This is a genomic window from Bacillus sp. FSL K6-0069, from assembly GCF_038007785.1.
GTDB lineage: Bacteria > Bacillota > Bacilli > Bacillales > Bacillaceae_G > Bacillus_A > Bacillus_A mobilis.
Window position 1 is genome coordinate 4,749,834 of the sequence record NZ_JBBOXN010000001.1, and the last position, 25,097, is coordinate 4,774,930.

Genomic DNA, 25,097 nt, shown 5'->3' on the forward strand with positions numbered 1-25,097 from the left:
TAAAAAAACTCCGGTTGTTATGAAGTGAACCCGAATAGTGGTACATGAAAAAAACACCTCCTGAATTCGCATACTAAGTATGCAAATTCAATGGAGGTGTTTTTTTCGTATGACGACAAGAGTTCATTACCCAGAAGAAACAAAGTGGAAAGTAATTGAAATGAAGAAAGATGGTTATTCAAATCGTACAATTATGGAGAAACTCGGAATTAAAAATGTTTCCCAAATTAAGACATGGATGAAATGGTATCGTACAGATCAAACGTATCGTTTTCAACAACCTGTAGGAAAACAATATTCTTATGGAAAAGGACCAAAAGAGCTCAGTGAATTAGAACAACTACGTCTAGAAAATAAGCATCTAAAAACAAAATTACTTGTATGGGGAAAGTATCTGGAAATCGAAAGGGGCTGAAACCAGAAACTGTAGTTACTTTATGGAAAAATGTAAAAACAAAAATAACGATAAAAGAATTGTGTAACGTATTAGAATTACCCCGTTCCACATTTTATCGCTGGTTACAACGAACGGAAGATCGGAAAGATGATATAGAAGAGAAAGTAAAGGACGTCTGTCTTAGGCATAAATTTCGGTATGGATATCGAAGAGTGACCGCTACTCTTCAAAAAATGGGACTGTGTGTGAATCATAAAAAAGTATTACGAATCATGAGACAAAATCACATTCTTTCAAAAGTACGTCGAAAGAAAAAGAAATATATCAATGGTACGGAACCAATGGTAGCCCCTCATCGATTGGAGCGTGAATTCGATGCATCCAGACCAAATGAAAAGTGGTTTACAGATGTGACGTATCTCTTATTTGGAGAGCGTACCTTGTATTTATCAACGATCATGGATGCCTTTAATCGTGAAATTATTAGTTGTGTCATCAGCGAATCACAAACACTGACATTAGCGATGAAGACATTGAAACAAGCAATGAGAGGGCGAAGAGTAAAAGATGTCCTTCTTCACTCGGATCAAGGAAGTATTTATACAGCAAAAGAATTTCAAGCGTATGCCAAAGAAAACGGCATTATCACCAGCATGTCCCGGAGAGGAAATTGCCATGATAATGCCGTCATGGAAAGCTTCTTTGGTCATTTGAAAAGTGAAGCCTTCTATTCACAAGAGATAACAAAAGTATCCAACACAACTGTGCGAAAGATTGTGCTAGAATACATTCATTACTACAATTGTGTGCGAATTCAAGAAAAATTAAACCACCTATCCCCTAAAGAATTTAGGGAACAAGTGGTTTAGGTGTTTTGATTGGTGTCCCGTTTTCGGGGTTCACTTCATTAAAACCGGAGTTTTTTTATTTCATCATTAATTTCGGAATATATCTTTGAAGAATGCTTTCTAATTCATTCATATCTTCCTGTCTAATAAGTAAATTTACATTGTCATTCATTTTTTCTCGCCCGCGATATAAAAATATATTTTCTTTTGGATTTTCCCATGTTGATGTTTTATAGCCTTTTAATTCTTCGTATGAATAAAAGTTTAATCCGTCTACTACACCTTTTTCATATATTTGTACACTTTTAATAAGATGGATAGCTATTAAAGTCATAAAACAACTTGCTACAGCATGAATACCTAGCTGAATGAGGAACTGTTCAACTGTATCAATATCGCCACTTACGTACTGAGCATATATATACATACATTGTCCAAAGAAATATGCTGGCCCAAGTAACGCGATCCACCGTCTCTTCACTCGTGGATATGTTGCAATAAGTTTTCCCGCACTTTTTTTCATTTCATTTATTTTATATATCTTCCATAGAACAAAAAACAAAACACATAATGTAAAAACAAACATAATACATGACATCCAGTACACTCTGATTCCCTCCCCTTGCATCATTACATATAAATTTTACATTTTATATAACAACAACGAATATGCAATTATGCATAAAAAAAACAGGTAACCTATTCCGGTTACCTGCATTTCATTACATCTTCTCAATCCACTCCGTCAAGTTATGCACAACTTGCGTTGGTTGTACTTCATATTCTGTTAACTTCTCCACAGTTGTGACTCCAGTGTGGACAAGAAGCGTATGCATGCCAGCATTTACTCCCGCTAAAATGTCTGTATCGTAGTTATCCCCAACCATTAATGCTTCATCTTTTCCTATACCAAGCACTTTTAACGCTTGTTCCATAATGATCGATTCTGGTTTTCCAATAAAGATTGGATCCACACCTGTTGATACTGCTACAACTGATGTTAATGAACCGTTACCTGGTAATAATCCGCGCTCAGTCGGAATGGCAATGTCTCCATTTGTAGAAATAAATGTTGCGCCGTTACGTACAGCAAGACAAGCTTTTGCTAATTTTTCATATGTGATGTCACGATCTAAACCAACAACAACGAAATCAGGATTTTCATCCACAAGTTCAAATCCTTTTTCCACAAGTGCATCATGTAAGCCCTCTTCACCAATCATATAAACAGTTGCGTCTTGTTTACGTTCATAAATGAAGTTCGCAGTCGCCATACTCGTTGTGAATACTTGCTCTGCTTTCGCTGGAATATCGAAACGAACAAGTTTTTCTGCCACCTGTTCTGGTTTACGCGTTGAGTTATTCGTAACGAATAAATAAGGAATGCCGCGCTCTCCTAATGCTTTTACGAAGTCGCTCGCTTCTTCAATTTGTTCTTCTCCGCGATACATCGTACCGTCTAAGTCAATTAAGTAACCTTTATACATCGATTATGTCTCTCCTTCTATGCTAACGTTCTCACCTATCATACCACTCTTATATTACCCGCTTTTTCCAAAGAAAAAAACGCTTTACCTTAAAGCGCCCCATAACGTTCATTTTTTCTCTTTTACTTGGTAAGAACAACTACAATCGCCCTCACACATGTTTGCTAACGTCTTTACATCTGCTCCTGCAAATAAACGATTATACATCTCTTTTTCATCTTCACATACTTGCGGGAATCTCTCTGCAATTTCCTTTAACGGACAATTTTGTTTTTCAATTATGAAAGAGTTTTCTCCATCTCTCTTTATTTGAACCATATAACCATTTTTCTCTTGCATAGCTGCTATCTCTTGCACTTTATATGCTAAATTCTTTTGATTACTCACTCGCTTTTGCAACTGTTCTTCCATTCGCTTCGTTCTCTCTTTTAAAACGTGACTAAGTATTTTTTCATCACCCATTCGAGCTAAATCTTCTAGCATATCAATCGCAAATTGCTTATACTCCTTCGGGAATGTATCTTCTCCCTTTTCGCTTAATCCATACAAATAAGTTGGTCTTCCGACATGTTGTCTTACCATCTTGGAATAAATGAAACCATCTTTCTCAAGATTACTTAAATGTCTTCGGATCGCCATTTCGGTAATCTCTAAAACGTCAGCTAGTTCTGCTACTGTATGCTCTCCCTTTACTTTCAACAATTGTACAATTTCATCTTTCGTCGTACGTGCTTCCCCCATGTTTCAACCTTCTCCCTTTTCTTTCTCACATACAATATAAGATCCCCAAAAGATAGTCCCGGGGATCTTATAAGCATAATTATTCTGGTACAAATGCAGATACAGGTCCTAATTCCTTCTCTAAATAACTGCGAATATTTGCTGGGTATTTCTCTACCACGGCAATATGTTTTTGAATCGTCTTATATAATTCATCGTGATTCATTTGAATATAATCTTGCGTAAGCATTTTTCGAAGAAGAATCACTTCTTTCATGCCTTGTCCTTCTTCTGCACTTATCACTCGCTCGTCCATCAAAATATCGATAATATCTTCATAACTTCCTGGATCGCGCATAATAAATCCATCAATCATCGCATTCCCTACATCTAATACACTATCAATAATTAGATGAGTTATGCGTTCTAATGCGTAAAATTCAAACTCGGTTTCATATATCTTTTTCTCTTGAAATGTACTTGTTGCTCGTTCTAAACATACTAGCATTTGTTCTATTTTCTTTCTGTCTACAAAATACATGAATGTCACCTACCTGGAAATTAAAGCATTTACATTTTAATTGTAACGCTTTCTTCTGAAAAAATCGACAATTTTTCGAATTCACCTTTTCTCCGTTATTTGTTATAGTTATATTTGTATGATTTTTGAAATTGGAGGAATGGAATCTTGGAACGTGAACTCGCACTAGAAATTGTCCGTGTAACAGAAGCAGCAGCATTAGCATCCGCACAGTGGATGGGCCGCGGAAAGAAAAACGAAGCAGATGATGCAGCAACTACAGCAATGCGTGATATGTTTGATTCAGTAAACATGGCAGGTACAGTTGTAATTGGTGAAGGAGAACTTGATGAAGCACCGATGTTGTATATTGGTGAAGAACTAGGAACAGGTAACGGTCCAGAAGTAGACATCGCCGTTGACCCATTAGAAGGTACAAACATCGTTGCAAAAGGCCTTGCAAATGCAATGGCAGTTATCGCAATCGCAGATAAAGGAAACCTTCTTCATGCTCCTGATATGTACATGGAAAAAATCGCGGTTGGTCCAAAAGCAGCTGGTAAAATTAGCTTAGATGATCCAATTGAAAAAACAATTGAAATTGTAGCAGAAGCTAACAATAAAAAGATTCGCGATCTAACAGTTATCGTTCAAGAACGTGAACGTCATCAAGATATTATTGACCGTGTTCGTGCAAAAGGTGCACGCGTAAAATTATTTGGTGATGGTGATGTTGGTGCGTCAATCGCAACAGCACTACCTGGAACGGGTATTGATTTATTCGTAGGTATTGGTGGAGCTCCAGAAGGTGTTATTTCTGCAGCAGCATTAAAATGCCTTGAAGGTGAAATGCAAGCTCGCTTAGTTCCAATGAACGAAGAAGAAGAAGCTCGTTGTCGTGAAATGGGATTAGAAGACCCTCGTCAACTTCTTATATTAGATGACTTAGTATCTGGGGATGATGCAATCTTCTCAGCAACTGGCGTATCTGCTGGTGAGTTATTAGACGGTGTGAAATTCCTTGGCGGAGATTTAGCTGAAACATATTCTATCGTTATGCGTTACAAAACAAGAACGGTACGATTCATTAAAACGCATCACCATTTAGATCATAAACCACACTTAAACTTAGATATTTAATAAAGGAGCCATGTGTATGGAAGAACGTTTCTTTCTGTACGACGACACAGTCGCTACAAGAACTCGTTTCGTTAGCTTTATGGGAGAAAATGAGCGTCATGATTTAGCGCTTTTATACTCTGATCGTCATTACGGTAAAACAATTGTCCTTGATATGCAGCGCAATAAATTTGCAATCATCGGTCCTGACGATTTAAACGAACCAGGCTACTTAGAGCATGCATTTTCTATGACTGAAGAAATTGCAGAAGAACTACGCTCATTTTTATTTGAACTTATATAATTTATCGTATGCACCAGCTATTTTAGCTGGTGTTTTTTCACTTTGAGTATTTTGAATTTTCAAACGACTATGTTATAATTAAGAATAAATCTATTTGGATAGAAAGGACGTTATCTACGTATGCCAACATTTACTTTGTAATGGACCAGCAATTGGATAGCATTACTCTCAAAAAAGCACCACGCTTTTTCAAGGGAGTAGTCTGCCCATTCCCATTACACAGGAACGTAACGCATCTGTAGTATGATGTTTACGGAGGTTCCTAAGGGAACCTCCGTAAACATCATACTACAAGACATCCAAATAGCTGTATTACGTTCCTTTACCAATCCTATAAGAGGTGAAGGAAAATGCAGAAAGTACAACTTTCTTGGAGTTTATATGAAAATGAGCAAAACACAATCGAAAAGTATTGTAAAAATTGCAGACACAATACCCTATTTACTGACACGAATATTCGTAGGCATAACGCCAATGGAAAAAATATATACCGCTTTGCCATTTACAAATGTCCGAAAGATCATACGTGGAATCAAAAACTTCGTATTTATAAATCATTTACTGATCACGTTGAAACAGTCGACATGACGCAGCAAGATCAAACAGAAACAACTACTACCATTTCCATTACGCAACATAAAGAAAACGGCATAATCGAAATCACGATCGTATTAGATATCGTTTTCGGTTTACACCGAATCGATAAAGCCTTATCCACATATATTTCTGACTGGAGCCGTACACGCATTGTGGATAAAATTAAAAATGGGGATATTCAATTGAACGGGCAACAAATGAAACCAAACGCACTACTTTCTGAAGGCGATTCTATTTCAATTTGTTTGTGAGCAAGTAAAAAATCCTCTTACAATCGTAAGAGGATTTTTTTATTTCTTCATTTTTCGTAATACGAAGTGTGCACAACCGAAGTTACAGTACTCGTATAAATACTCTGATAAAGTACTAATTTTCGTATCATATGTCGAACGTTGATTACTATCATCAAAGAAACCGCGCAATCTAAGTTGCTCATAACCCCAGTCCCCAACGATGTAATCATATTTATTTAAAATTTCTGCGTAACGCTCTTTAAATGCTTCTTCACTAAAACCATCACGAAAGTTTTTAATTACTTCGTACTGAACATTATTAATGCTCACCGTAGCATGCATCTCTTGCTCTTGCTTTTGCTCCATCATTAACTTCCTCTCTAAGCATTCTTCTTTTTATCGTATCACAAAGCATACCAACCAACAATTTCAAATACAAAAAATTGAAAATTAGTGCATGCTATGGAGAAGGAGGTGATACATCGTGAAAAAACAAATTATACTCTCTCTCCTCACTCTTTCCTTATTTGCAGGCTGTCAATCAACGAATAAAGCCGAAATGGAACGTGAAGAAGGAAGTCGTGTTCTTGTTTCCAATAAAAACGACATGTATCATACGGAAAATACAAATACACGATTAACGAGAGTCGGTTATTCATCTAAACAAAAGCATGAAGTATCTAACAAACAAGTAGGAGCCATTAACCGTGAGAAAGTCGCTGAAATGATTACAAGCATGACAGTCAAACTTCCTGACGTTACAAACGCTGCTACGCTCGTTACCGATGATGAAGTATTTGTTGTATACCGTGCAAACACAACGGATCCAAAACTCGTAGCAGATCAAGTATATAAAGCTGCTTTGTCCATCGTCCCTCGCTATTATAAAGCATATGTATCAACAGACCAAAAGTTGATTTCTCAAATTCAAGGACTTCAATCTGGTGCTTTAAATGATACAGAATATACACAGAGCCTCGACATGCTAAAACGGGAAATGAGTAAAAATCCTCATTTAAACAATACAGGGGATCAGACTTTGAATGATATGATTAAAAAATAAAGAAGATGGAGAAAACCTCCACCTTCTTTATTTTTGACTATTTCTTACGATCCGCATAAACCTCCATCGCATCACACATAAACTGTGCTAAACCTTCGCCAAACTTATCAATATTTTTCGTGAAGCGCTCATCAGCGACGTACATTTGACCGAGTCCTTTAAAAGCATCTAATGAATATTCACCGAAGTTTTGCAAGTAATCGTACCATACTCCTATTGCTTCCTGTGCCTCTTTAGAATCTGGTGCGTCGTGTCTAAGCGCCGCTAAATTTCTGTAAATCGTATTGAACTCTTCTTGATTATCTTTTGACATACCTTTCGCATATTCATTCGCTTTATCTACAGCTGCGTCTCCCCATCTTTCACGCGCTTCTTCTTCGTACGGATTATGGCTGAAATCGAAGCCTTCAAATTTCTCTTTGTTCGTCATTTCAATCTCTCCTTTTGTATGTTGAATTGTTTTATCAATCGTCGCAATCACTTTATCTAACCTGGCACGCTTTTCAATAAGCATTTTCTTATGAAGCTGTAGCGCTTCTTCTCGGTCAAATGATGGACTCATGATAATTTCTTTAATCTTCTTCAAAGGGAAGCCTAGTTCTCTAAAAAATAAAATTTGCTGCAATGTCTCTAAATTTTCATTGGAATACAGACGATACCCAGACTCTGTCGTCTCGTCTGGGGTTAACAACCCAATTTCATCGTAATGATGCAGTGTGCGCACACTAATTCCAACTAAATTAGCTACCTCTTTTACCTTCATTGTCATGTGTATCTCCCCCTTAGTACATACGATAAAGTATGACGCAACGTTAGAGTCAATAAGTACATTCATTTTTTGTTAAAAGTTTCATCTCCACTATATTTCATGCATAATAGATATGTACATATATTAGAAAGCGGTGAAAGTATGGTTTCAAATACTGTAATTGCCAGCATCACAATTCAACTTGTGCTTTCGATTCTGGTACCTATTATTGCGTTTGTTTATTTTCGTAAAAAATATCATATTAATTGGAAAGTAGTCGGCGTTGGTGTTCTTATTTTTATTGGGTTTACTCAAATTCTCGAGACACCGTTCCACCTATTTATGCGCGGAAATCCGGCAATCGCTCCAATTTTAGAAAATCCATTTGTCTTTGCGCTTTATGGCGGTCTAACAGCTGGTATTTTTGAAGAACTAGGTCGTTTCGTTGCCTTTTACTACTTATTAAAAAAATATCGTGAGTATACAGACGGTCTTGCATACGGAATTGGACACGGCGGTATTGAATCAATTTTAGTCGGCGGATTCGCCGGGCTTCAAACTCTTACCTTTGCAACATCGATTAACAACGGTAGCTTCGCTCAAATGGTTGATCAATATCCACAGTTAATCCACATTAAGGACTTGTTAATAGAGCAACCTGCCTATTTATACTTATTTGGTAGCCTAGAAAGAATTATGGCTCTTGTGTTGCAAATTGCCTTTACGATGCTTGTCTTATACGCAGTAAAACAGAAGAAATATATCTTCCTTGTTTACGCTATATTATTCCACGCATTTGTAGACTTTTTCGCGGCGCTTTACCAAACACAAACAATCAACATCTTCGTTGCAGAAGGAATCACCCTTCTCTTCACAATTGGTGCTATCATTCTTATTCGTAAAATGAAAGAGAAATTAATGAGTGTATCAGAGTAAAAAATAACCCACCAGTTGGTGGGTTATTTTTTATAAGGATTATCATAATGACGATAGTTTTTCCCCGCTTGCAGCTCCCTCTTTGTTTCTGCATCTATAACGATGTACTTATGAAACTCGTCCACTTCATTTTGAGAAAAGGAGGCGAAAAAGTAAACTTGGCGGTTAGGGTGAATAAAAGAATCTTGAAACACCACACTACCCCGACAACCAGCGGCTGTTTTTTGTAGGAAAGAAAATTCTTCATCAGGCACTTCTTTAAATAAGATCTTTTTTCGAACGCTATATGCTGCATTGTTGTATTCTTTATAGATTTTCTTATCTAACTGTTCATAAAATACATCTTCACTCACAAACGATTTATTTCGGTTGCTTCGATAATTTAATTTTGTATTCGATTCTGCATATGTTGTGGACAAGTGCAGAAAAAAACAAAGACTGAATATAATACATATCATTTTTTTCATAAGTGCACCTCAAATGTTCATTATCCACATTACTTTTCCACATATTAAAATCATTATGCCGTTTCCAATAAAGTGAAACTTTAATCAGTGGGGGTTTTCTTCATCCCCCACTGATTATTAGCCCTCACCAATCGGACTTTTATGGGCAGTTGATCCCACCTAACTTCTTTGCTTTCGCTGAATTTTGAGGTGGGGTCTTACTGCCCATTAAAGCGGGATAAAAAGGAATTTTTTCCACATTTGTCGAAGTATATAGCGTCAACTTGAAAGATGGGGATGAATTATGAAGAAATTGATTGTAATACGACACTGTTCAGCAATTGGCCAAGAACGTGATTCCGAATTAACGATTGCCGGAAAAAACCAAGCAAACACCCTTGCTACATTCCTCTTAGAAAACCAACTACAAATAGATCATATTATTTCAAGCCCATTTGTGCGAGCAATCGATTCTATTCGGCCCTATGCGCTCCAAGCTAACTTATCTATCCAAGAAGATGAACGATTAGCTGAACGCATATTAAGCGACGTTCCAATGGACGATTGGATGCAAAAACTAGAATCTACTTTTACAAATATAGATATTGCCTTTTCAGGCGGAGAGTCGACAAAACAAGCAACGGACCGTGCTATATCGCTTATCCAAGACGTTTTAAAATTAAATCATACTACAACAATACTCGTTACACATGGAAACTTACTTACGCTCATTTTAAAGCACTTTGATCATACGATTGGTTTTAATGAATGGAGAGCTCTAACGAATCCTGATATTTACGAAATTACAATCGATGAACAATGTGTCCTAAAACGATTATGGGAAGCACCGTCCGAGTAATATCTCTTTCCAACACATTCAGTTGACGCCACGAGAAGAAACTGTACTAACAATAGAAAGGGGTATCACTCCATATGTACGAAGATGTACTTGCTTTACTACATAAAACAAATGCTTCTTACGAAAAGTTTGAACACGAACCAGTACTCGATTATGAAACAGATCGTATCGTACGTGAAAGGCTTGGCTTACACGGCACTCCAAGTAAAAGCTTATTTTTAAAATCAAAGTCTGGAGATTATTACGTATTTTTCACGTTAGAAGGCGCAAGACTCAACCGAGGAGAGATGAAGGAAATAACAGGAGCAAGCTTATCTCTCTGTTCTCCTGATGAGCTAAGAGAAGAAACTGGCTGTACGCCAGGATGTGTCGCTCCTTTCGGTTATTCACAACATGTAACGATTATTGTGGATCGTGCAATTTATGCTTACGACAAAATTTTAATCACACCTGGTGTACCTGAATTTACAATTGAATTATCCACAGAGGAATTAAAGAAAATTTTATTAACATGTCCGAATACTGTTTTAGAATATAAACAAAAAGAGAGCCAATGATTGGCTCTCTTTTTTCATTATTTTGCTTCTGCTGTTTTTTCTTTTGCAGAACGAACCTGCTCGTCCGCATGGTAAGAAGAACGCACAAGTGGGCCAGCTTCACAGTGGCTAAAGCCTTTGCTAAGTGCAATTTCTTTAAGCTCTGCAAATTCTGCTGGTGGGTAATATTTAAGAACTGGTAAATGCTTCTTAGATGGTTGTAGGTATTGTCCAAGAGTTAAAATATCCACATTGTTTGCACGTAAGTCATCCATTGCTTCAATTAAATCTTCTCTCGTTTCACCTAAGCCCACCATAATGCTCGATTTAGTTGGAATATCAGGCTGCATTTCTTTCGCTCGACGTAAAAACTCTAATGAACGGTCATATTTTGCTCTAGCGCGAACTCGGTTAGATAATCGACGTACTGTTTCAATGTTATGGTTTAAAATATCTGGTTTTGCATCCATTAACATTTTTAAGTTTTCTTCTACTCCACCCATATCAGATGGTAATACTTCGATTGACGTAAATGGATTTTTACGACGTACAGCGCGTACTGTTTCAGCAAAAACAGCTGCTCCTCCGTCTTTTAAATCATCACGTGCAACCGCTGTTATAACAACGTGCTTTAAGCCCATTTGTACTACAGAATCTGCTACGCGTTCTGGCTCTTGTAAATCAAGCTCAGTTGGTAAGCCTGTTTTAACCGCACAAAAACGACAAGCACGTGTACAAACCGCACCTAAAATCATAAATGTTGCTGTTTTTCTTACAGCCCAGCATTCATGAATATTCGGACATTTCGCTTCTTCACAAACTGTATGAAGATTCTTAGAACGCATCATTTTCTTTAAGCCTGTATAGTTTTCATTCGTGTTTAACTTAATTTTCAACCATTCGGGCTTGCGCTTATATTCTGTTTGTTTTGTCATGGTTATCAACTCCGCACAATATGAAATAGTTTACCGTGTTCGCTTCTTTCAATGTAACATATCTATTCTAACGTATGAAAGCGATTTGCTCAAATGAAGATTCTAAGATTTTTTCCAATCGTTCCCTATAATGAAATACTCCGTATATCCCACACTAAAAAGAGTGATGTTGTGAAAGGAGTCTATTTCATGCTTCGAAAAATTTCTCTTTTGCTTTCAATTTGCTTTCTTCTCCACCAAAACATCGCTTACGGTGAAGATAATCAGCAAAGCATATACGAAAAGCGCATGGCACTATATAAAGAAACCGAGCAATCTTCAGGCATTCCGTGGTATTACTTAGCTGCAATGGATCAATATGAAAGAAATATACGGAGCGTAAGAAAAGATATTCCGAAAAAACCAGATGCCATCATTTCCCTTTATTTCAAACCAGAAATATGGGCTGGACCCGTTAATGGTAACGACACTCTCCCCCATACAATTTCTCTATTTGGCGGGTTAGGTTTAGATGGTGACAAAGATGGATTTGCAAATGCAAATAACGACCGTGATCTTTTGCATACAGCAGCAACGATTTTAAAGAAACAAGGAACGTCCGAAGACCGTGTTCACATTATGCTTTGGGAATATTATAGACGTGCGAAAACAGTTGAATTAATTACCGAATACGCCCAAATTTATAAACATTATGGACGTATTAATTTAGAAGGAAATGCTTTCCCACTTCCAATTCGTAGCGACCATAGCTACCGTAGTACTTTTGGCGCTGGAAGAAGTTTTGGGGGAAGAAGAGTTCATGAAGGAACCGATATTTTTGCAGGCTATGGCGTACCAGTAAGATCCACTTGCTATGGCATCATTGAAACAAAGGGCTGGAACCGCCTTGGCGGATGGCGCATCGGTATTCGTGACCTTCATAACAATTACCATTATTACGCTCATTTAGGCGGATTCTCAAAAGAAATACAGCTTGGACAAATTGTCGAACCAGGAAAAGTAATCGGATTTGTCGGTAGCACCGGTTACGGCCCTCCCGGCACAGCAGGAAAATTCCCTCCTCACTTACATTTCGGCATGTATAAAGACAATGGCTATACAGAATGGGCTTTCGATCCATACATGCATTTAAGTCTTTGGGAGCGAAAAGAACGCGCAAATACAAAACGATAACCGTAGCATATTGCTACGGTTATTTTTTATATTCGGCTAACTATCCGTTTTCTTTTTATCAGGTACAACAACACTCCCGCTTCCGTAATAAGTAGGCACTTCCCCTTGAACAATGCGCGTTGCAATCGGAACATCTTGTTTTACTTTTATTTCTTTCGTATGGAATGGAATAATCACTTGCAACGTTACTTCCATCTCCATAATAATTTGAATCGCTGTCGTATTGATTCCGTGCGGTTCAATTTTTTGTTTAATATCCGTATTCACATGACCAATCGTCGTGAAATTAATTGGAATATCGGGTCCTATATTTCCAAGAAGTGCATTATCCGTTACACGACCAAAAGGAACTGCCATCGTTGCTCCATTTTTTTCAGAAATACCTAGCCCCTTCAAATCACCTTGTTCTACTTGCTGTAAATATTTTTCTATGTATGTGGTCGTTGACGTTACGATTTCATTTACTTGCTTCGTATTTAAATTAATTGTGGATACTTTCCCGTTTTTATCATTTTGTACTTTCATTAATGAATCGACATCGAATCCTTCATTAATTCTATCTTTTACCGCCTTCGTCATAATCGCTGTCGCCATTTTATGCGTCTCTACTTCTCCATATTTAAGTAATGTCGGCTGAATGCTACTATTCACAATCCATAATCCTTGCACGAGTAATATAACAAAAAGAATAAACGACATAAGCAGTATGTACCGAAAGGAAATAGGCCCCCTTCGAAACCGCGAATTTTTCGAACGAAATATACTCATAAAAAAACCTCCTTCTTATATCATTTCTATGCAAGAAGGAGGGACGATATATGCTTATCTCATTTTTAATAATGCTTCTTTTCCGATTGTGCCGGCCGTAATACCTAAAGCTTCGGCTTCAATCGTTACTGATTCTAGCGGTGCTTCAAGAAGTTGTTCAATCGTTCTTACACCAACCGCACGGCCAGCAATAATACCTCGATCCCCTAACTTCTCATTTAAAAGACCTACATCTAATGCACCACACATAATATATCCTTTATCGCTCATTACAGCTAGCAAATTTGTCTTTGGAAGTTTGACGCTAACCGCAATAAACGTATAATTATCGATTATAATTGGCTCCACATTAACCATAGTTCACACTCCTCTCTTTCTTATCTGTATGACAAGAGAAAAATGAGTGTTACAAGTAACTAGCCTATAGTTTGACGGAAGATGTATGAGTTATCAACACGTCTGTTAACACATCTCTAAGTAGTTCCGGCATATAATATTGTTTGTCAGAAAGTGCGGATAGCTCTGGGTATAAGTAGCCGAATGTAAACATATCAATCGTTCCTACTGTATATATACGATCTAATTCCAGCGATTCCCCGTTAATCACTACATCTTCGAGTAAAATTTTATTCCCAGGAATCGTATCTGGAATAACTTCTACACCAGCGTAAATCATTTTCCCCATCACTTTTCCACGAAATCCAAATCCTTTTACCTCAAGGTTCTCCATATTTGGACGGCGCGCTTTCAAAATAACTTCTCGTAACGTTTTCCCTGGTACTTTTAATAAACATGGATTAATGGGATGTGGACAAATTCTGTGAATATCTCCGCGCGTCACAACACCTTCATTTAATCCCTCTAATAGCACACCAGCGTTCACCATGCCGATTTCTGCACCACACCACGTTTTCAGCGCACTTGCTAACATGTGCGAAAATGATGTCTCCTGAAACCAATCGACCGGTAATGCTTCCTTTACATGAACGACAGGCTCGGCCATAATCTGTTTACTTTCTTCCTGCAGCAATTCAATTGTGGATAACGGTTTGCTATAAGCACCTAAACGTTCTGTCTTAATCGCTCTACCGTCTTTTTTCAACAGCTTCTTCGTCTCTTTATCCACAGTAAGCTGAACGTGCCCAACGTAACGTCCCCACTTCTCACAGCAACAAAGTAACGTATTATTCATAAGAACGCCACGCTCAAATAAATGGTGCGTATGTGCCCCTAAAATAACATCTACATCATAATGCTCTGCCATATACTCATCCATGCTTTTTCCAAGATGAGAAAGGACAACTGTAACATGAGCCTCATCTCGCACTTCTTCTAAAATAGACTCTAAATGGATAAGCGGATCTTCAATATGCCAATCGAGCATATGATAAAACTCTGGATACGCTACCGTTAATCCGATAAAAGCAATCGTAATCCCATCTGTCGTTGTATGTAATTTATAAGGCTTTGCCCACTCGGGACGTACCCCTTCTTTTTCAAATAAATTCGCGACGAGCACCTCAAATCCAGCATCATCATATAGACGATTCAAATGATCCTTGGCTAACGTAATTCCTTCATTATTTCCGATCGTTACATAATCATATAGCGCCTCATTCAAAAGCTTCGTATTGCCAAGTCCATTCGTCGCTTCCGAAATACTATGAAAACGATCCACATGATCGCCGATATCAACCGTCAAAACGGTCTCTCCCGCTTCCTGTCTTCGCTTTTTCTCTCCTTGTACAAACCGAGAAATTTGCGGCCAATTTTCAAAATGACTATGTATATCGTTTGTATGATAAAGGTGGATGATTGTTTCTTTATTTATATTCAGAGAAAAAACCTCCTCTCAGTTCCTTACTGCCATTTACGCTACGCGTACGCAATAATCCTGTAAATACTTTTCGTCTTTTCTTGCTATTTTACATTGTACTCGCATTGAGGGAAAAAGCAAAAGATTGCCCTTTTTGATAGGAAAACTTTTTCTAGTTTGTGGAAGGGTTTTAGGTGGAGGAGGTGTTTTTTTTGTGGTTGGGGTTCGGGAGGGGGGATTTGTCAAAAAGTTTAACCGAGTTTTTATGTTTGTTTTTCTGAGTGGTTTAGCGAGCAATTTGGTGGATTCCCCAATGGGATTTTTCAGTATCTTTGCCTTACTTCCAGTCGTTCTCTTTTCATATAAAATGTTACGGGGTATATGAAGAATTTCTTTTGTCTTACTTTGTCGATAAGTCGATATTCCTTGTCGAATCGTCGATATATTTGAAAAATCGCTGATATATTTAACTGAACACCCGCCTGGGTATCCCAGCCTGACCTGATCTACACTGAACCCAACCAAGCACAACATAAAAAAGCACCCTGCATAGCAGGGCGCTTCCACTTTATATATTATCCAGTTCCAGCGGCTAGAATGTTCGGTGGCTTCACTTCTTCCTATGAGGCAAAAAGCGCCTCTACGTCAGAAGCTCCATCCCCCTCACATTCTGAACGAGCCGCTTCCACTTTAAATATTAACCAATAGAACCTTCCATCTCAAACTTGATTAGGCGGTTCATTTCAACTGCGTATTCCATTGGAAGTTCGCGAGTGAATGGCTCAATGAAGCCCATTACGATCATTTCTGTAGCTTCTTGCTCAGAAATACCGCGGCTCATTAGGTAGAATAATTGTTCTTCTGATACTTTCGATACTTTTGCTTCGTGCTCAAGTGAAACGTAATCGTTTTTGATTTCGTTGTAAGGAATTGTATCAGATGTAGATTGGTTATCCATGATTAACGTGTCACACTCGATGTTAGAGCGAGAGTTTTTCGCTTTTGGTCCGAAGTGTACGATACCACGGTAAGTTACTTTACCACCATGCTTCGCAATCGATTTAGAAACGATTGTTGAAGACGTGTTTGGTGCTAAGTGAATCATTTTCGCACCAGCATCTTGGTGTTGGCCTTTACCAGCAATCGCGATAGATAATGTTAAACCACGAGCGCCTTCGCCTTTTAAGATAACTGCTGGGTACTTCATCGTTAATTTAGATCCGATGTTACCGTCAATCCATTCCATCGTTGCGTTTTCTTCACAAACCGCACGTTTTGTAACTAGGTTGTATACGTTGTTCGCCCAGTTTTGGATTGTTGTATAACGGCAATATGCATCTTTCTTAATGATGATTTCTACTACCGCACTGTGAAGTGAGTTAGTCGTGTAAACAGGTGCTGTACAACCTTCTACGTAGTGTACGTGTGCGCCTTCGTCTACGATGATAAGCGTACGCTCGAATTGCCCCATATTTTCAGAGTTAATACGGAAATACGCTTGAAGTGGTGTATCCACTTTAATACCTTTTGGAACGTAGATGAATGATCCACCAGACCAAACTGCAGAGTTTAATGCAGAGAATTTGTTGTCTGTTGGTGGGATTACTTTTCCGAAATGCTCACGGAAAATATCTTCGTTCTCTTTTAATGCGCTATCTGTATCTTTGAAGACGATTCCTAGAGCTTCTAGGTCTTCTTTCATGTTGTGGTATACAACTTCAGATTCGTACTGTGCAGATACACCAGCTAAATATTTTTGCTCAGCTTCTGGAATACCTAATTTATCAAATGTTGCTTTAATTTCATCAGGTACTTCATCCCAAGACTTCTCAGATTTCTCAGATGGTTTTACGTAGTACGTAATTTCATCGAAATCTAAGTCGTTTAAGTCGCCGCCCCATTGTGGCATTGGCATTTCATAGAACTTATCCAGTGATTTTAAACGGAAGTCTAACATCCACTGTGGTTCTTCTTTCATACGTGAAATCTCTTCAACGATCTCTTTTGTTAAACCGCGTCCAGCACGGAAAATCGAAACGTCTTTGTCTTTGAAACCATATTTATAATCGCCGATATCTGGCAGTTGCTTCGCCATGTTGGTGTGTCCCTCCTTAGATAACCTCGTTTTTAGGAACCTTTAACATTACTTATCTTCGTTTAAGCCCTTTTCTAACGCTTTCCACGCTAATGTTGCACATTTAATACGTGCCGGGAACTTGCATACGCCTTGTAATGCTTCAATATCTCCTAAATCAATGCTGTCATCGTACTCTTTTCCTAGCATCATGTCAGAGAAAATTTTAGAAAGCTGAAGTGCCTCTTCAATTTTCTTACCTTTTACTGCTTGTGTCATCATGGAAGCTGAAGACATTGAGATGGAACATCCTTCTCCTTCAAACTTCGCTTCTTGCACAATACCTTCTTCTACTTTCATCGTAAGTTGAATACGATCGCCGCAAGTTGGATTGTTCAAGTTAACTGTAACACTATCTTCTAACACGCCATTGTTACGAGGATTCTTATAATGATCCATAATAACTTGACGATATAACGTATCTAAATTATTAAATGACATTTGTGAAATACTCCTTTGTCTTGATTAGCGATTCAACAAATGTATCAATTTCTTCTTTTGTATTATATAAATAGAAGCTCGCACGTGCTGTAGAAGAAGCTTTTAGCCACTTCATAAGCGGTTGTGCACAGTGGTGTCCTGCGCGAACCGCAATGCCTTCTACATCTAATACTGTCGCTACATCGTGAGGATGTACGTCTTCTATGTTAAATGTAACAAGACCAGCGCGATGCTTTGGACCATAAATTGTAACGCCATCTACTTCTGATAGTCTTTCTAAAGCATATTGCGCTAATTCATGTTCATGCTTTTCAATATTATCAAGACCGATTTCTTCTAGGAAATCAATTGCCGCTCCAAGTCCGATTGCATTACCGATAATCGGTGTTCCTGCTTCAAACTTCCACGGAAGCTCTTTCCAAGTAGATTCTTGTAAATCTACGAAATCAATCATTTCACCGCCAAATTCAATTGGCTCCATATTGTTTAGCAATTCTTTTTTACCATATAATACGCCGATACCTGTAGGTCCGCACATCTTATGAGCAGATAATGCGTAGAAATCACAGTTCAAATCTTGTACATCCACTTTCATATGAGGTGTACTTTGTGCACCGTCAACGACCATAATTGCGCCATTTTCGTGTGCGATTGCTCCGATTTCTTTTACAGGGTTAATCGTTCCAAGCACGTTTGAAACTTGCATAATAGAAACGATTTTTGTATTCGGTGTAACTGTTTGACGAACATCTTCTAAAGAAATTGTACCGTCTGGTTGAAGCGGAAGGTATTTTAAAGTTGCACCAGTTTTCTTCGCAACTTGTTGCCACGGAATGATGTTACTATGGTGTTCCATGTAAGAAATAACGATTTCATCGCCTTCTTTTACATTTTCAAGACCATAGCTAGCCGCTACTGTATTTAATGCAGTTGTCGTTCCGCGCGTGAAAATAATCTCTTCCATTGATTTCGCATTAATAAACTTGCGAACTTTCTCGCGTGCACCTTCATACGCGTCGGTAGCTTTCGTACCGAGCGTATGAACACCGCGATGCACGTTAGAATTATATTCTTTATAGTAACGTTCTAACGTTTCAATGACTTGAATTGGTTTTTGAGAAGTTGCTGCACTATCGAAATATACAAGTTGTTTGCCGTTCACTTTTTGATCAAGAATTGGAAACTGTTTGCGTATTTCATGAATATTCATTAGCGAACTTTCCTTTCAATTACCTCAACAAGCTGTGCTTTTACTCCTTCAATTGGAAGCTCATTTACTACAGGTGCTAAGAATCCATGGATGACTAAACGTTCTGCTTCGCGTTTTGGAATACCACGGCTCATCAAGTAGTATAATTGGTACGGATCTACGCGGCCTACTGAAGCTGCGTGACCTGCCATTACATCATCTTCGTCGATTAAAAGAATTGGGTTTGCATCCCCACGAGCTTTCTCATCTAACATAAGAACGCGAGAAGATTGTTGTGCATTTGATTTAGATGCACCGTGTTCAATCTTACCAATTCCGTTAAAGATAGATGTTGCACTATCTTTTTGTACACCGTGTTTTAAAATCCAACCTTCAGAGTGTTTACCGAAGTGAACAACTTTAGTTGTAAAGTTTTGTGTTTGGTTACCACGGCCAATTGTTACTGTTTTCGTATCAGCATATGAACCGTCGCCCATTAAGTTTGTAACGTTCTCTGAAATTGTGTTTCCGTCATTCATAAGGCCTAGAGCCCAATCAATGCGGCCGTCGCGTCCTACAACACCGCGGCGGTTAACGTAAGTTGTTACGTCTTTTGCTAATAGATCAACCGCACCGAATTTCACTTGTGCGCCTTGTTCCACGATTACTTCTGCTACGATATTTGCAATACCTTTAGCATTTTCATTTGCAACGTAGTTTTCTACATAAGTTGCAGTACTGTTCGCATCAGCTACGAATAATACGTGGTTATATACGTTAGCTTCTTCGCCGTCTACTAAGAATACAGCTTGAAGTGGAGTTTCAAGAACAACGTTTTTCGGAACATATACGAATGCACCGCCGTTGATTAATGCAGCATGAAGTGCAGTTAAACGATGCTCGTCTACCTTCACGCCGTCTTTCATTAAATACTTTTGTAATAGTTCAGCATGCTCTGTTGCAGCTGTTACGATGTCTGTAAAAATAACACCTTTTTCTTTTGCTTCATCTGCTAAAGAAACGAATGCAGTTGTACCAGTACGTTGTACCAATACGCTGTTATTTTCATCGATTAAGTTTTTCACTGCTTCTGGAAGCTCTGTTAAAGAACTTACAGGCTCTTGCTTAGCAGCGTCGCCTTTTCCGATAAAGTCCCATTTCTCAATTTTCGTTTTATCAGGCGTTGGCATTGGAAGTTCAGTTGCTTGTGCAAGAGCTTGTAAGCGGAACTCAGTCAACCAAGCAGCTTCGTTTACTTCGCTTGCGCGTTGACGGATTGTTTCTTGATCGAAAGGTAATGTACCGATTGTCATGTTTATGCTCCTCTCTTACGCTTCTTGCTCTGTTGTTTCGTCTTCAATACCTAATTCTTTTTTAATCCAGTCATAACCTTCAGCTTCTAGACGTTGTGCAAGCTCAGGGCCACCAGATTTAACGATACGACCGTTCATCATAACGTGAACGAAGTCTGGAGTGATGTAGTTTAATAAACGTTGGTAATGCGTAATCATTAGGCAACCGAACTCTTCGCCGCGCATTTGGTTAATACCTTTAGATACAACTTTTAATGCATCGATATCAAGACCTGAGTCGATTTCATCTAAGATTGCGATTTTTGGCTCAATCATCATTAATTGAAGAATTTCATTACGTTTTTTCTCTCCACCAGAGAAACCTTCGTTTAAGTAACGTTGTGCCATTTCTGGATCCATTTCTAGGAATTCCATGTTTTTATCTAATGTACGGATAAATTTCATAAGAGAAATTTCATCGCCCTCTTCACGACGTGCATTAATTGCAGAACGTAAGAAGTCAGCGTTTGTTACTCCGCTAATTTCACTTGGATATTGCATTGCTAGGAATAGACCTGCTTGTGCGCGCTCGTCTACTTCCATTTCTAATACATCTTCACCGTCGATGATGATGCTACCTTCTGTTACTTCATACTTTGGGTGACCCATAATCGCAGAAGATAAAGTTGATTTACCTGTTCCGTTAGGTCCCATAATTGCGTGGATTTCTCCACCTTTTACTTCAAGGTTTACACCTTTTAAAATTTCTTTGCCATCAATTGATACGTGTAAGTCTTTAACCGTTAATGTAGAACCAGCCATCTCAATACCTCCATTAATCCTATATATACATTTTAAAAATTCCTAAAACGTTCATATTCTCATTTTATTCTCATTCTAATCTTATATCAAATAAAATGATATCGCAAACGACGAAAAAAAGTAACAATTTTTTCACAAATGTATATAAGTATTTCCCTTGCATCCTTATATGATACACCTTTCTTCTTATTTATATAAAGAAAAAAGGACTGGTAATTTTCCAGTCCTTTCCTCATATTTATTCACTTACCGGAAGTACAGCACCTTTATATTCTTTAGTAATAAAGTCTTGAATTTCTTTCGAATGCAGTACTTCTACTAATTCTTTAATTTCTTTTTTCTTCTCGTCACCTTTACGAACTGCAATAATATTTGCATACGGAGAGTCTGATCCTTCAATCGCAATTGCATCCTTTGTTGGATTTAACTTCGCATCAATTGCATAGTTTGAATTAATGAATAAAGCATCGCCTTCATTATTTTCATACAGCTTTGGTGACAATCCAGGCTCTACATCTGTTTTAAACTTTAAGTTTTTCGGATTTTCTACAACATCTTTCACTGTTGCTTTAACAACATCTACGCCATCTTTTAATTTAATAACGCCGCCTTTTTGTAACAATGCAAGCATACGGCCACGCTCCGCTACGTTATTACTCATAATAACTGTTCCGCCATCTGGAAGTTCTTTCAAGCTTTTATATTTCTTAGAATAAATACCCATTGGCTCTAAATGGATTTTTCCTGCGTTTACAATTTTATATCCCTTTTCTTGAATTTCTTTATCTAAATAAGGAATGTGTTGGAAGTAGTTCGCATCAATTTCCTTATCCGCTAACGCTTTATTCGGCAGAACATAATCCTGGAACTTTTTAATTTCTAATTTAATACCCTTTTTCTCTAGTATCGGCTGTGCCTTTTCTAAAATAACAGCATGCGGTACGTTAGAAGCCCCCACAACAAGCTTATTCTCTTCTTTCCCCCCGCAAGCAGCTAATGTAAATACAGACAGCGCTGTAACAACTGACAGTAGAATCTTTTTCATATGACGTCCCCTTCTCCCTATAGTTATGTAGTAAAAAAGGACCGGCATACACCAGCCCTTTTTCAGCAATTATTCTTTTACAGGAACAACTGCACCTTTATATTCTTTAGTAATAAAGTCTTCAATTTCTTTAGAATGTAATACTTCTACAAGCTCTTTAATCGCTTTTTTATCTTTATCACCTTTACGAACCACTAGTACGTTTGCGTATGGAGAATCATCGCCTTCAATTGCAATTGCATCTTTTTCTGGGTTTAATTTCGCATCAATTGCATAGTTCGAGTTAATTAAAACAGCGTCGCCTTCTTTATTGTTATACACTTGTGGTAACAAACCAGGCTCAATATCCGTTTTGAACTTTAAGTTTTTCGGATTATCTGCAATATCTTTTGGAGTTGCACTAACTGGATCTACTCCGTCTTTAATTTTTAAAATGCCTTCTTTTTGTAAAATTGCTAAACCACGTCCATGGTCAGTAACGGAATTACTCATAATAATTGTCGCCCCGTCTGGAAGCTCTTTTAAGCTCTTATATTTTTGAGAATATACACCAATTGGCTCTAAATGAATTTTTCCTGCAATTTCAAAATCGTATTTTTTATCTTTTATTTCTTTTTCTAAATACGGAATGTGCTGGAAGTAGTTTGCATCTAAATCCTTATCCGCTAACGATTTATTTGGTAACACGTAGTCTTGGAATTTTTTAATTTCTAACTCAATTCCTTTTTTCTCTAATAAAGGTTTAGCCTTTTCTAAAATAACCGCATGCGGCACGTTAGAAGCCCCTACAACTAGTTTCTTTTCATCTTTATCTTTCCCGCCACAAGCTGCTAACCCAAAAATTGAAGTTGAAATAAGTGCTGTAAGTAATAATTTTTTCATTTGAAACATCCTCCCGTTTTTTTATTATCGTTTATCTATTCGAACCGTTACACGATCACCAATCCACTGAATGAAAAATACAACTAGTAATACACAAATTGTCGCAACGATTGTTACATCGTTATTTCCTCGTTGGAATCCTTCTAGATATGCAAGTGTTCCAAGGCCACCAGCACCAACAACTCCCGCCATTGCTGTATAGCCTACTAAAGCAATTGTCGTAACTGTAATGCCAGATACTAATGCTGGTAATGATTCTGGAATTAGCACTTTTAAAATAATTGTGCTTGTTTTTGCTCCCATCGCTTTTGAAGCTTCGATTACACCCTTATCAATTTCACGAAGTGCAATTTCAACCATTCTCGCGTAAAATGGTGCCGCTCCAATAATTAAAGCCGGCAGTGCTGCACTCGCTCCAAGAATTGTTCCAAGCAGAATCTTTGTGAATGGGATTAATAAAATGATTAAAATGATGAACGGTATCGAACGGAATATATTTACGAACGCTCCAATCGCTGTGTTAACCGTCTTGTTTTCCCATAAATTATCTTTCGCTGTCATAAAGAGTAACAATCCTAAAATTAGTCCTAAAACAAATGTCGCAAGAGCTGCGATTGCCGTCATATATAACGTTTCACCAGTTGCTTCTAACATTTGATTCCAATCAACATTTGCGAGTAATTTATCCATGTGCGATCACCTCCAGCTCTACTTGATCTTGATGTATTCCCTCTATTGCTTGCTGAATCGCTGTTTCCTCACCATTTAAATGAACAACTAAACTACCGTAAGAACCGTTATTCGTTTGTGCGATATTTCCTTGCAAAATGCTAACTTCTATATCACTGCGTTGCATTAATCTTTGAAGTACTGGTCTTTCTACAGCTTCACCGATAAACTGCAAACGAACGACTTTACCATCTGGATACTTTTCAATTAAACTTTCAATCGTTTCATTTGTATCTTCAGAATCCGTTAACTGCTGTACGAATCGTTTCGTAATGTCTTTCTGCGGATTACGGAATACATCAAGTACTGGACCCGTCTCTACAATCTTTCCTTTTTCCATTACCGCCACTCTATTACAAATCTTTCGAATCACGTGCATCTCGTGTGTAATAAGTACAATTGTTAAACCGAGACGCTTATTAATATCTAATAATAAATCTAAAATTTGATCTGTCGTTTCTGGATCAAGAGCTGATGTTGCTTCATCACATAAAAGCACTTGTGGGTTGTTAGCTAACGCTCTTGCAATACCAACGCGCTGTTTTTGTCCTCCACTCAGCTGAGATGGATATGCATCTCCTCTTCCCTCTAATCCAACGAGATAAATTAACTCATCAACACGTTTTCTTCTCTTCGCCTTATCCACACCTGCAATTTCAAGTGGGAATTCGATATTTTCGCGTACAGTTCGTGACCAAAGTAAGTTGAAGTGTTGAAAAATCATTCCGATTTCTTGTCTAGCCTTACGAAGTTCACTTCCTGTAATTGCTGAAATCACACGATTTGCAATTGTAATTTGGCCTGAAGTTGGTTTCTCTAGCTGATTGAATAATCTGATTAACGAACTTTTCCCAGCCCCACTATATCCGATAACACCAAATATTTCGCCTTTCTCTATTTTTAAATTGGCATTATCTACAGCAGTGACATCACCGCTTTTTGCTTTATATATTTTCTTTACATTCTCTAATAAGATCATGATGTTCACCCCTTTTTTTGTTTGGATCGACTCCGCAATTTTTTATGTTTAATGCGTGTAGTCCACCGTTATCACTACT

General features: G+C 37.9%; 29 protein-coding genes. 9 read left to right on the forward strand and 20 right to left on the reverse strand.

Annotation, left to right across the window (positions count from 1 at the left end; all coding sequences use genetic code 11):
- Positions 1 to 109 precede the first annotated feature (109 nt).
- A protein-coding gene (locus tag MHB74_RS24560) for an IS3 family transposase (RefSeq protein WP_151360624.1) occupies positions 110 to 1,266 on the forward strand; the annotation gives its coding sequence in 2 pieces (ribosomal slippage) (positions 110 to 362 and positions 362 to 1,266; 1,158 coding nt in all).
- Positions 1,267 to 1,321: 55 nt separating this feature from the next.
- Here MHB74_RS24560 and MHB74_RS24565 read toward each other — a convergent pair.
- From MHB74_RS24565 to MHB74_RS24580, 4 genes are all read right to left on the reverse strand, one after another.
- The gene (locus tag MHB74_RS24565; protein ID WP_061678033.1) at positions 1,322 to 1,852 is read right to left on the reverse strand and encodes a hypothetical protein; all 531 of its coding nucleotides are present in this window, start codon (positions 1,850 to 1,852) and stop codon (positions 1,322 to 1,324) included.
- 115 nt (positions 1,853 to 1,967) lie between these two features.
- A complete protein-coding gene (locus MHB74_RS24570; RefSeq protein ID WP_000276470.1) occupies positions 1,968 to 2,732 on the reverse strand; it encodes a TIGR01457 family HAD-type hydrolase in 765 nt (254 codons plus the stop codon).
- A 108-nt stretch (positions 2,733 to 2,840) separates the two neighbouring features.
- Positions 2,841 to 3,473, reverse strand: a complete 633-nt coding sequence (locus MHB74_RS24575) for a helix-turn-helix transcriptional regulator (protein WP_061678032.1) — start codon at positions 3,471 to 3,473, stop codon at positions 2,841 to 2,843.
- A gap of 79 nt (positions 3,474 to 3,552) precedes the next feature.
- A complete protein-coding gene (locus MHB74_RS24580) occupies positions 3,553 to 3,993 on the reverse strand; it encodes a DUF86 domain-containing protein (protein WP_061678031.1) in 441 nt (146 codons plus the stop codon).
- Positions 3,994 to 4,140: 147 nt separating this feature from the next.
- Between MHB74_RS24580 and glpX the strand changes: the two genes are divergently transcribed.
- The 3 genes from glpX to MHB74_RS24595 all read left to right on the forward strand — a co-directional run bounded on the left by glpX (position 4,141) and on the right by MHB74_RS24595 (position 6,243).
- Entirely contained in the window at positions 4,141 to 5,112 is a 972-nt protein-coding gene (gene glpX, locus MHB74_RS24585) for a class II fructose-bisphosphatase (RefSeq protein ID WP_000439089.1), read from the forward strand.
- Positions 5,113 to 5,128: 16 nt separating this feature from the next.
- Positions 5,129 to 5,395, forward strand: coding sequence for a DUF3055 domain-containing protein (locus MHB74_RS24590; protein WP_000392615.1), 267 nt, complete (start codon positions 5,129 to 5,131; stop codon positions 5,393 to 5,395).
- A 350-nt stretch (positions 5,396 to 5,745) separates the two neighbouring features.
- Positions 5,746 to 6,243, forward strand: a complete 498-nt coding sequence (locus MHB74_RS24595; RefSeq protein WP_061678030.1) for a hypothetical protein — start codon at positions 5,746 to 5,748, stop codon at positions 6,241 to 6,243.
- A gap of 39 nt (positions 6,244 to 6,282) precedes the next feature.
- On the opposite strand, the gene MHB74_RS24600 is transcribed toward MHB74_RS24595, so the two are convergent.
- Entirely contained in the window at positions 6,283 to 6,594 is a 312-nt protein-coding gene (locus tag MHB74_RS24600) for a YutD family protein (RefSeq protein ID WP_002073449.1), read from the reverse strand.
- Positions 6,595 to 6,709: 115 nt separating this feature from the next.
- Here MHB74_RS24600 and MHB74_RS24605 point away from each other — a divergent pair, with 115 nt between their 5' ends.
- A complete protein-coding gene (locus MHB74_RS24605) occupies positions 6,710 to 7,288 on the forward strand; it encodes a YhcN/YlaJ family sporulation lipoprotein (RefSeq protein ID WP_002191082.1) in 579 nt (192 codons plus the stop codon).
- A 37-nt stretch (positions 7,289 to 7,325) separates the two neighbouring features.
- On the opposite strand, the gene MHB74_RS24610 is transcribed toward MHB74_RS24605, so the two are convergent.
- Positions 7,326 to 8,057: a MerR family transcriptional regulator gene (locus MHB74_RS24610; protein WP_061678029.1), complete on the reverse strand. Its 732-nt coding sequence runs from the start codon at positions 8,055 to 8,057 to the stop codon at positions 7,326 to 7,328.
- A gap of 99 nt (positions 8,058 to 8,156) precedes the next feature.
- On the opposite strand from MHB74_RS24610, the gene MHB74_RS24615 reads away from it, so the two are divergent.
- On the forward strand, positions 8,157 to 8,972 hold the full coding sequence (locus MHB74_RS24615; RefSeq protein ID WP_061678035.1) for a YhfC family intramembrane metalloprotease: 816 nt from the start codon (positions 8,157 to 8,159) through the stop codon (positions 8,970 to 8,972).
- A 23-nt stretch (positions 8,973 to 8,995) separates the two neighbouring features.
- Here the strand turns inward: MHB74_RS24615 and MHB74_RS24620 are convergent, their stop codons facing one another.
- Positions 8,996 to 9,439, reverse strand: coding sequence for a hypothetical protein (locus MHB74_RS24620; RefSeq protein ID WP_061678028.1), 444 nt, complete (start codon positions 9,437 to 9,439; stop codon positions 8,996 to 8,998).
- Positions 9,440 to 9,722: 283 nt separating this feature from the next.
- Between MHB74_RS24620 and MHB74_RS24625 the strand changes: the two genes are divergently transcribed.
- Positions 9,723 to 10,277 (forward strand): histidine phosphatase family protein, encoded by a 555-nt coding sequence (locus MHB74_RS24625; protein ID WP_061678027.1) that lies wholly within the window; start codon positions 9,723 to 9,725, stop codon positions 10,275 to 10,277.
- A 74-nt stretch (positions 10,278 to 10,351) separates the two neighbouring features.
- The gene (locus MHB74_RS24630; RefSeq protein WP_061678026.1) at positions 10,352 to 10,834 is read left to right on the forward strand and encodes a YbaK/EbsC family protein; all 483 of its coding nucleotides are present in this window, start codon (positions 10,352 to 10,354) and stop codon (positions 10,832 to 10,834) included.
- A gap of 17 nt (positions 10,835 to 10,851) precedes the next feature.
- Here the strand turns inward: MHB74_RS24630 and lipA are convergent, their stop codons facing one another.
- Complete coding sequence (gene lipA / locus MHB74_RS24635) at positions 10,852 to 11,748, reverse strand: lipoyl synthase (protein WP_000166375.1); 897 nt, start codon at positions 11,746 to 11,748, stop codon at positions 10,852 to 10,854.
- A gap of 189 nt (positions 11,749 to 11,937) precedes the next feature.
- Between lipA and MHB74_RS24640 the strand changes: the two genes are divergently transcribed.
- Positions 11,938 to 12,921 (forward strand): M23 family metallopeptidase, encoded by a 984-nt coding sequence (locus MHB74_RS24640; RefSeq protein WP_061678025.1) that lies wholly within the window; start codon positions 11,938 to 11,940, stop codon positions 12,919 to 12,921.
- A gap of 36 nt (positions 12,922 to 12,957) precedes the next feature.
- Here MHB74_RS24640 and yunB read toward each other — a convergent pair whose 3' ends face one another.
- From yunB to MHB74_RS24700, 12 genes are all read right to left on the reverse strand, one after another.
- Entirely contained in the window at positions 12,958 to 13,689 is a 732-nt protein-coding gene (yunB, locus tag MHB74_RS24645) for a sporulation protein YunB (RefSeq protein ID WP_061678024.1), read from the reverse strand.
- 54 nt (positions 13,690 to 13,743) lie between these two features.
- The gene (locus MHB74_RS24650) at positions 13,744 to 14,046 is read right to left on the reverse strand and encodes a YunC family protein (RefSeq protein WP_000248463.1); all 303 of its coding nucleotides are present in this window, start codon (positions 14,044 to 14,046) and stop codon (positions 13,744 to 13,746) included.
- Positions 14,047 to 14,110: 64 nt separating this feature from the next.
- Entirely contained in the window at positions 14,111 to 15,526 is a 1,416-nt protein-coding gene (locus tag MHB74_RS24655; RefSeq protein ID WP_340844751.1) for a bifunctional metallophosphatase/5'-nucleotidase, read from the reverse strand.
- Positions 15,527 to 16,202: 676 nt separating this feature from the next.
- Positions 16,203 to 17,600, reverse strand: coding sequence for a Fe-S cluster assembly protein SufB (gene sufB / locus MHB74_RS24660; RefSeq protein ID WP_001118824.1), 1,398 nt, complete (start codon positions 17,598 to 17,600; stop codon positions 16,203 to 16,205).
- A 48-nt stretch (positions 17,601 to 17,648) separates the two neighbouring features.
- Positions 17,649 to 18,080, reverse strand: coding sequence for a Fe-S cluster assembly sulfur transfer protein SufU (sufU, locus tag MHB74_RS24665; protein WP_000009525.1), 432 nt, complete (start codon positions 18,078 to 18,080; stop codon positions 17,649 to 17,651).
- Complete coding sequence (sufS, locus tag MHB74_RS24670) at positions 18,070 to 19,290, reverse strand: cysteine desulfurase SufS (RefSeq protein WP_001020767.1); 1,221 nt, start codon at positions 19,288 to 19,290, stop codon at positions 18,070 to 18,072. Before sufS ends, sufU begins: the two co-directional genes overlap by 11 nt.
- The gene (sufD, locus tag MHB74_RS24675; RefSeq protein WP_000152177.1) at positions 19,290 to 20,582 is read right to left on the reverse strand and encodes a Fe-S cluster assembly protein SufD; all 1,293 of its coding nucleotides are present in this window, start codon (positions 20,580 to 20,582) and stop codon (positions 19,290 to 19,292) included. Before sufD ends, sufS begins: the two co-directional genes overlap by 1 nt.
- Positions 20,583 to 20,597: 15 nt before the next feature.
- The gene (sufC, locus tag MHB74_RS24680) at positions 20,598 to 21,383 is read right to left on the reverse strand and encodes a Fe-S cluster assembly ATPase SufC (protein WP_000929163.1); all 786 of its coding nucleotides are present in this window, start codon (positions 21,381 to 21,383) and stop codon (positions 20,598 to 20,600) included.
- A gap of 238 nt (positions 21,384 to 21,621) precedes the next feature.
- Positions 21,622 to 22,428, reverse strand: coding sequence for a methionine ABC transporter substrate-binding lipoprotein MetQ (gene metQ / locus MHB74_RS24685; RefSeq protein ID WP_000722407.1), 807 nt, complete (start codon positions 22,426 to 22,428; stop codon positions 21,622 to 21,624).
- Between the two features lie 69 nt (positions 22,429 to 22,497).
- Complete coding sequence (metQ, locus tag MHB74_RS24690; RefSeq protein ID WP_016085693.1) at positions 22,498 to 23,310, reverse strand: methionine ABC transporter substrate-binding lipoprotein MetQ; 813 nt, start codon at positions 23,308 to 23,310, stop codon at positions 22,498 to 22,500.
- A 24-nt stretch (positions 23,311 to 23,334) separates the two neighbouring features.
- A complete protein-coding gene (locus MHB74_RS24695; protein WP_061678021.1) occupies positions 23,335 to 24,000 on the reverse strand; it encodes a methionine ABC transporter permease in 666 nt (221 codons plus the stop codon).
- Positions 23,993 to 25,018: a methionine ABC transporter ATP-binding protein gene (locus MHB74_RS24700; protein ID WP_061678020.1), complete on the reverse strand. Its 1,026-nt coding sequence runs from the start codon at positions 25,016 to 25,018 to the stop codon at positions 23,993 to 23,995. Before MHB74_RS24700 ends, MHB74_RS24695 begins: the two co-directional genes overlap by 8 nt.
- Between the last annotated feature and the right edge of the window lie 79 nt (positions 25,019 to 25,097).

Coding starts and splice junctions, on each gene's coding strand:
- sufU (WP_000009525.1), bottom strand. CDS start 18,080: ATGTCATTTAATAATTTAGATACGTTATATCGTCAAGTTATTATGGAT.
- MHB74_RS24570 (WP_000276470.1), bottom strand. CDS start 2,732: ATGTATAAAGGTTACTTAATTGACTTAGACGGTACGATGTATCGCGGA.
- MHB74_RS24695 (WP_061678021.1), bottom strand. CDS start 24,000: ATGGATAAATTACTCGCAAATGTTGATTGGAATCAAATGTTAGAAGCA.
- MHB74_RS24580 (WP_061678031.1), bottom strand. CDS start 3,993: ATGTATTTTGTAGACAGAAAGAAAATAGAACAAATGCTAGTATGTTTA.
- sufB (WP_001118824.1), bottom strand. CDS start 17,600: ATGGCGAAGCAACTGCCAGATATCGGCGATTATAAATATGGTTTCAAA.
- sufD (WP_000152177.1), bottom strand. CDS start 20,582: ATGACAATCGGTACATTACCTTTCGATCAAGAAACAATCCGTCAACGC.
- MHB74_RS24610 (WP_061678029.1), bottom strand. CDS start 8,057: ATGACAATGAAGGTAAAAGAGGTAGCTAATTTAGTTGGAATTAGTGTG.
- MHB74_RS24620 (WP_061678028.1), bottom strand. CDS start 9,439: ATGAAAAAAATGATATGTATTATATTCAGTCTTTGTTTTTTTCTGCAC.
- MHB74_RS24595 (WP_061678030.1), top strand. CDS start 5,746: ATGCAGAAAGTACAACTTTCTTGGAGTTTATATGAAAATGAGCAAAAC.
- MHB74_RS24640 (WP_061678025.1), top strand. CDS start 11,938: ATGCTTCGAAAAATTTCTCTTTTGCTTTCAATTTGCTTTCTTCTCCAC.
- MHB74_RS24575 (WP_061678032.1), bottom strand. CDS start 3,473: ATGGGGGAAGCACGTACGACGAAAGATGAAATTGTACAATTGTTGAAA.
- MHB74_RS24600 (WP_002073449.1), bottom strand. CDS start 6,594: ATGATGGAGCAAAAGCAAGAGCAAGAGATGCATGCTACGGTGAGCATT.
- MHB74_RS24615 (WP_061678035.1), top strand. CDS start 8,157: ATGCATAATAGATATGTACATATATTAGAAAGCGGTGAAAGTATGGTT.
- MHB74_RS24590 (WP_000392615.1), top strand. CDS start 5,129: ATGGAAGAACGTTTCTTTCTGTACGACGACACAGTCGCTACAAGAACT.
- MHB74_RS24650 (WP_000248463.1), bottom strand. CDS start 14,046: ATGGTTAATGTGGAGCCAATTATAATCGATAATTATACGTTTATTGCG.
- MHB74_RS24630 (WP_061678026.1), top strand. CDS start 10,352: ATGTACGAAGATGTACTTGCTTTACTACATAAAACAAATGCTTCTTAC.
- MHB74_RS24700 (WP_061678020.1), bottom strand. CDS start 25,018: ATGATCTTATTAGAGAATGTAAAGAAAATATATAAAGCAAAAAGCGGT.
- metQ (WP_000722407.1), bottom strand. CDS start 22,428: ATGAAAAAGATTCTACTGTCAGTTGTTACAGCGCTGTCTGTATTTACA.
- MHB74_RS24625 (WP_061678027.1), top strand. CDS start 9,723: ATGAAGAAATTGATTGTAATACGACACTGTTCAGCAATTGGCCAAGAA.
- sufS (WP_001020767.1), bottom strand. CDS start 19,290: ATGAATATTCATGAAATACGCAAACAGTTTCCAATTCTTGATCAAAAA.
- metQ (WP_016085693.1), bottom strand. CDS start 23,310: ATGAAAAAATTATTACTTACAGCACTTATTTCAACTTCAATTTTTGGG.
- yunB (WP_061678024.1), bottom strand. CDS start 13,689: ATGAGTATATTTCGTTCGAAAAATTCGCGGTTTCGAAGGGGGCCTATT.
- sufC (WP_000929163.1), bottom strand. CDS start 21,383: ATGGCTGGTTCTACATTAACGGTTAAAGACTTACACGTATCAATTGAT.
- lipA (WP_000166375.1), bottom strand. CDS start 11,748: ATGACAAAACAAACAGAATATAAGCGCAAGCCCGAATGGTTGAAAATT.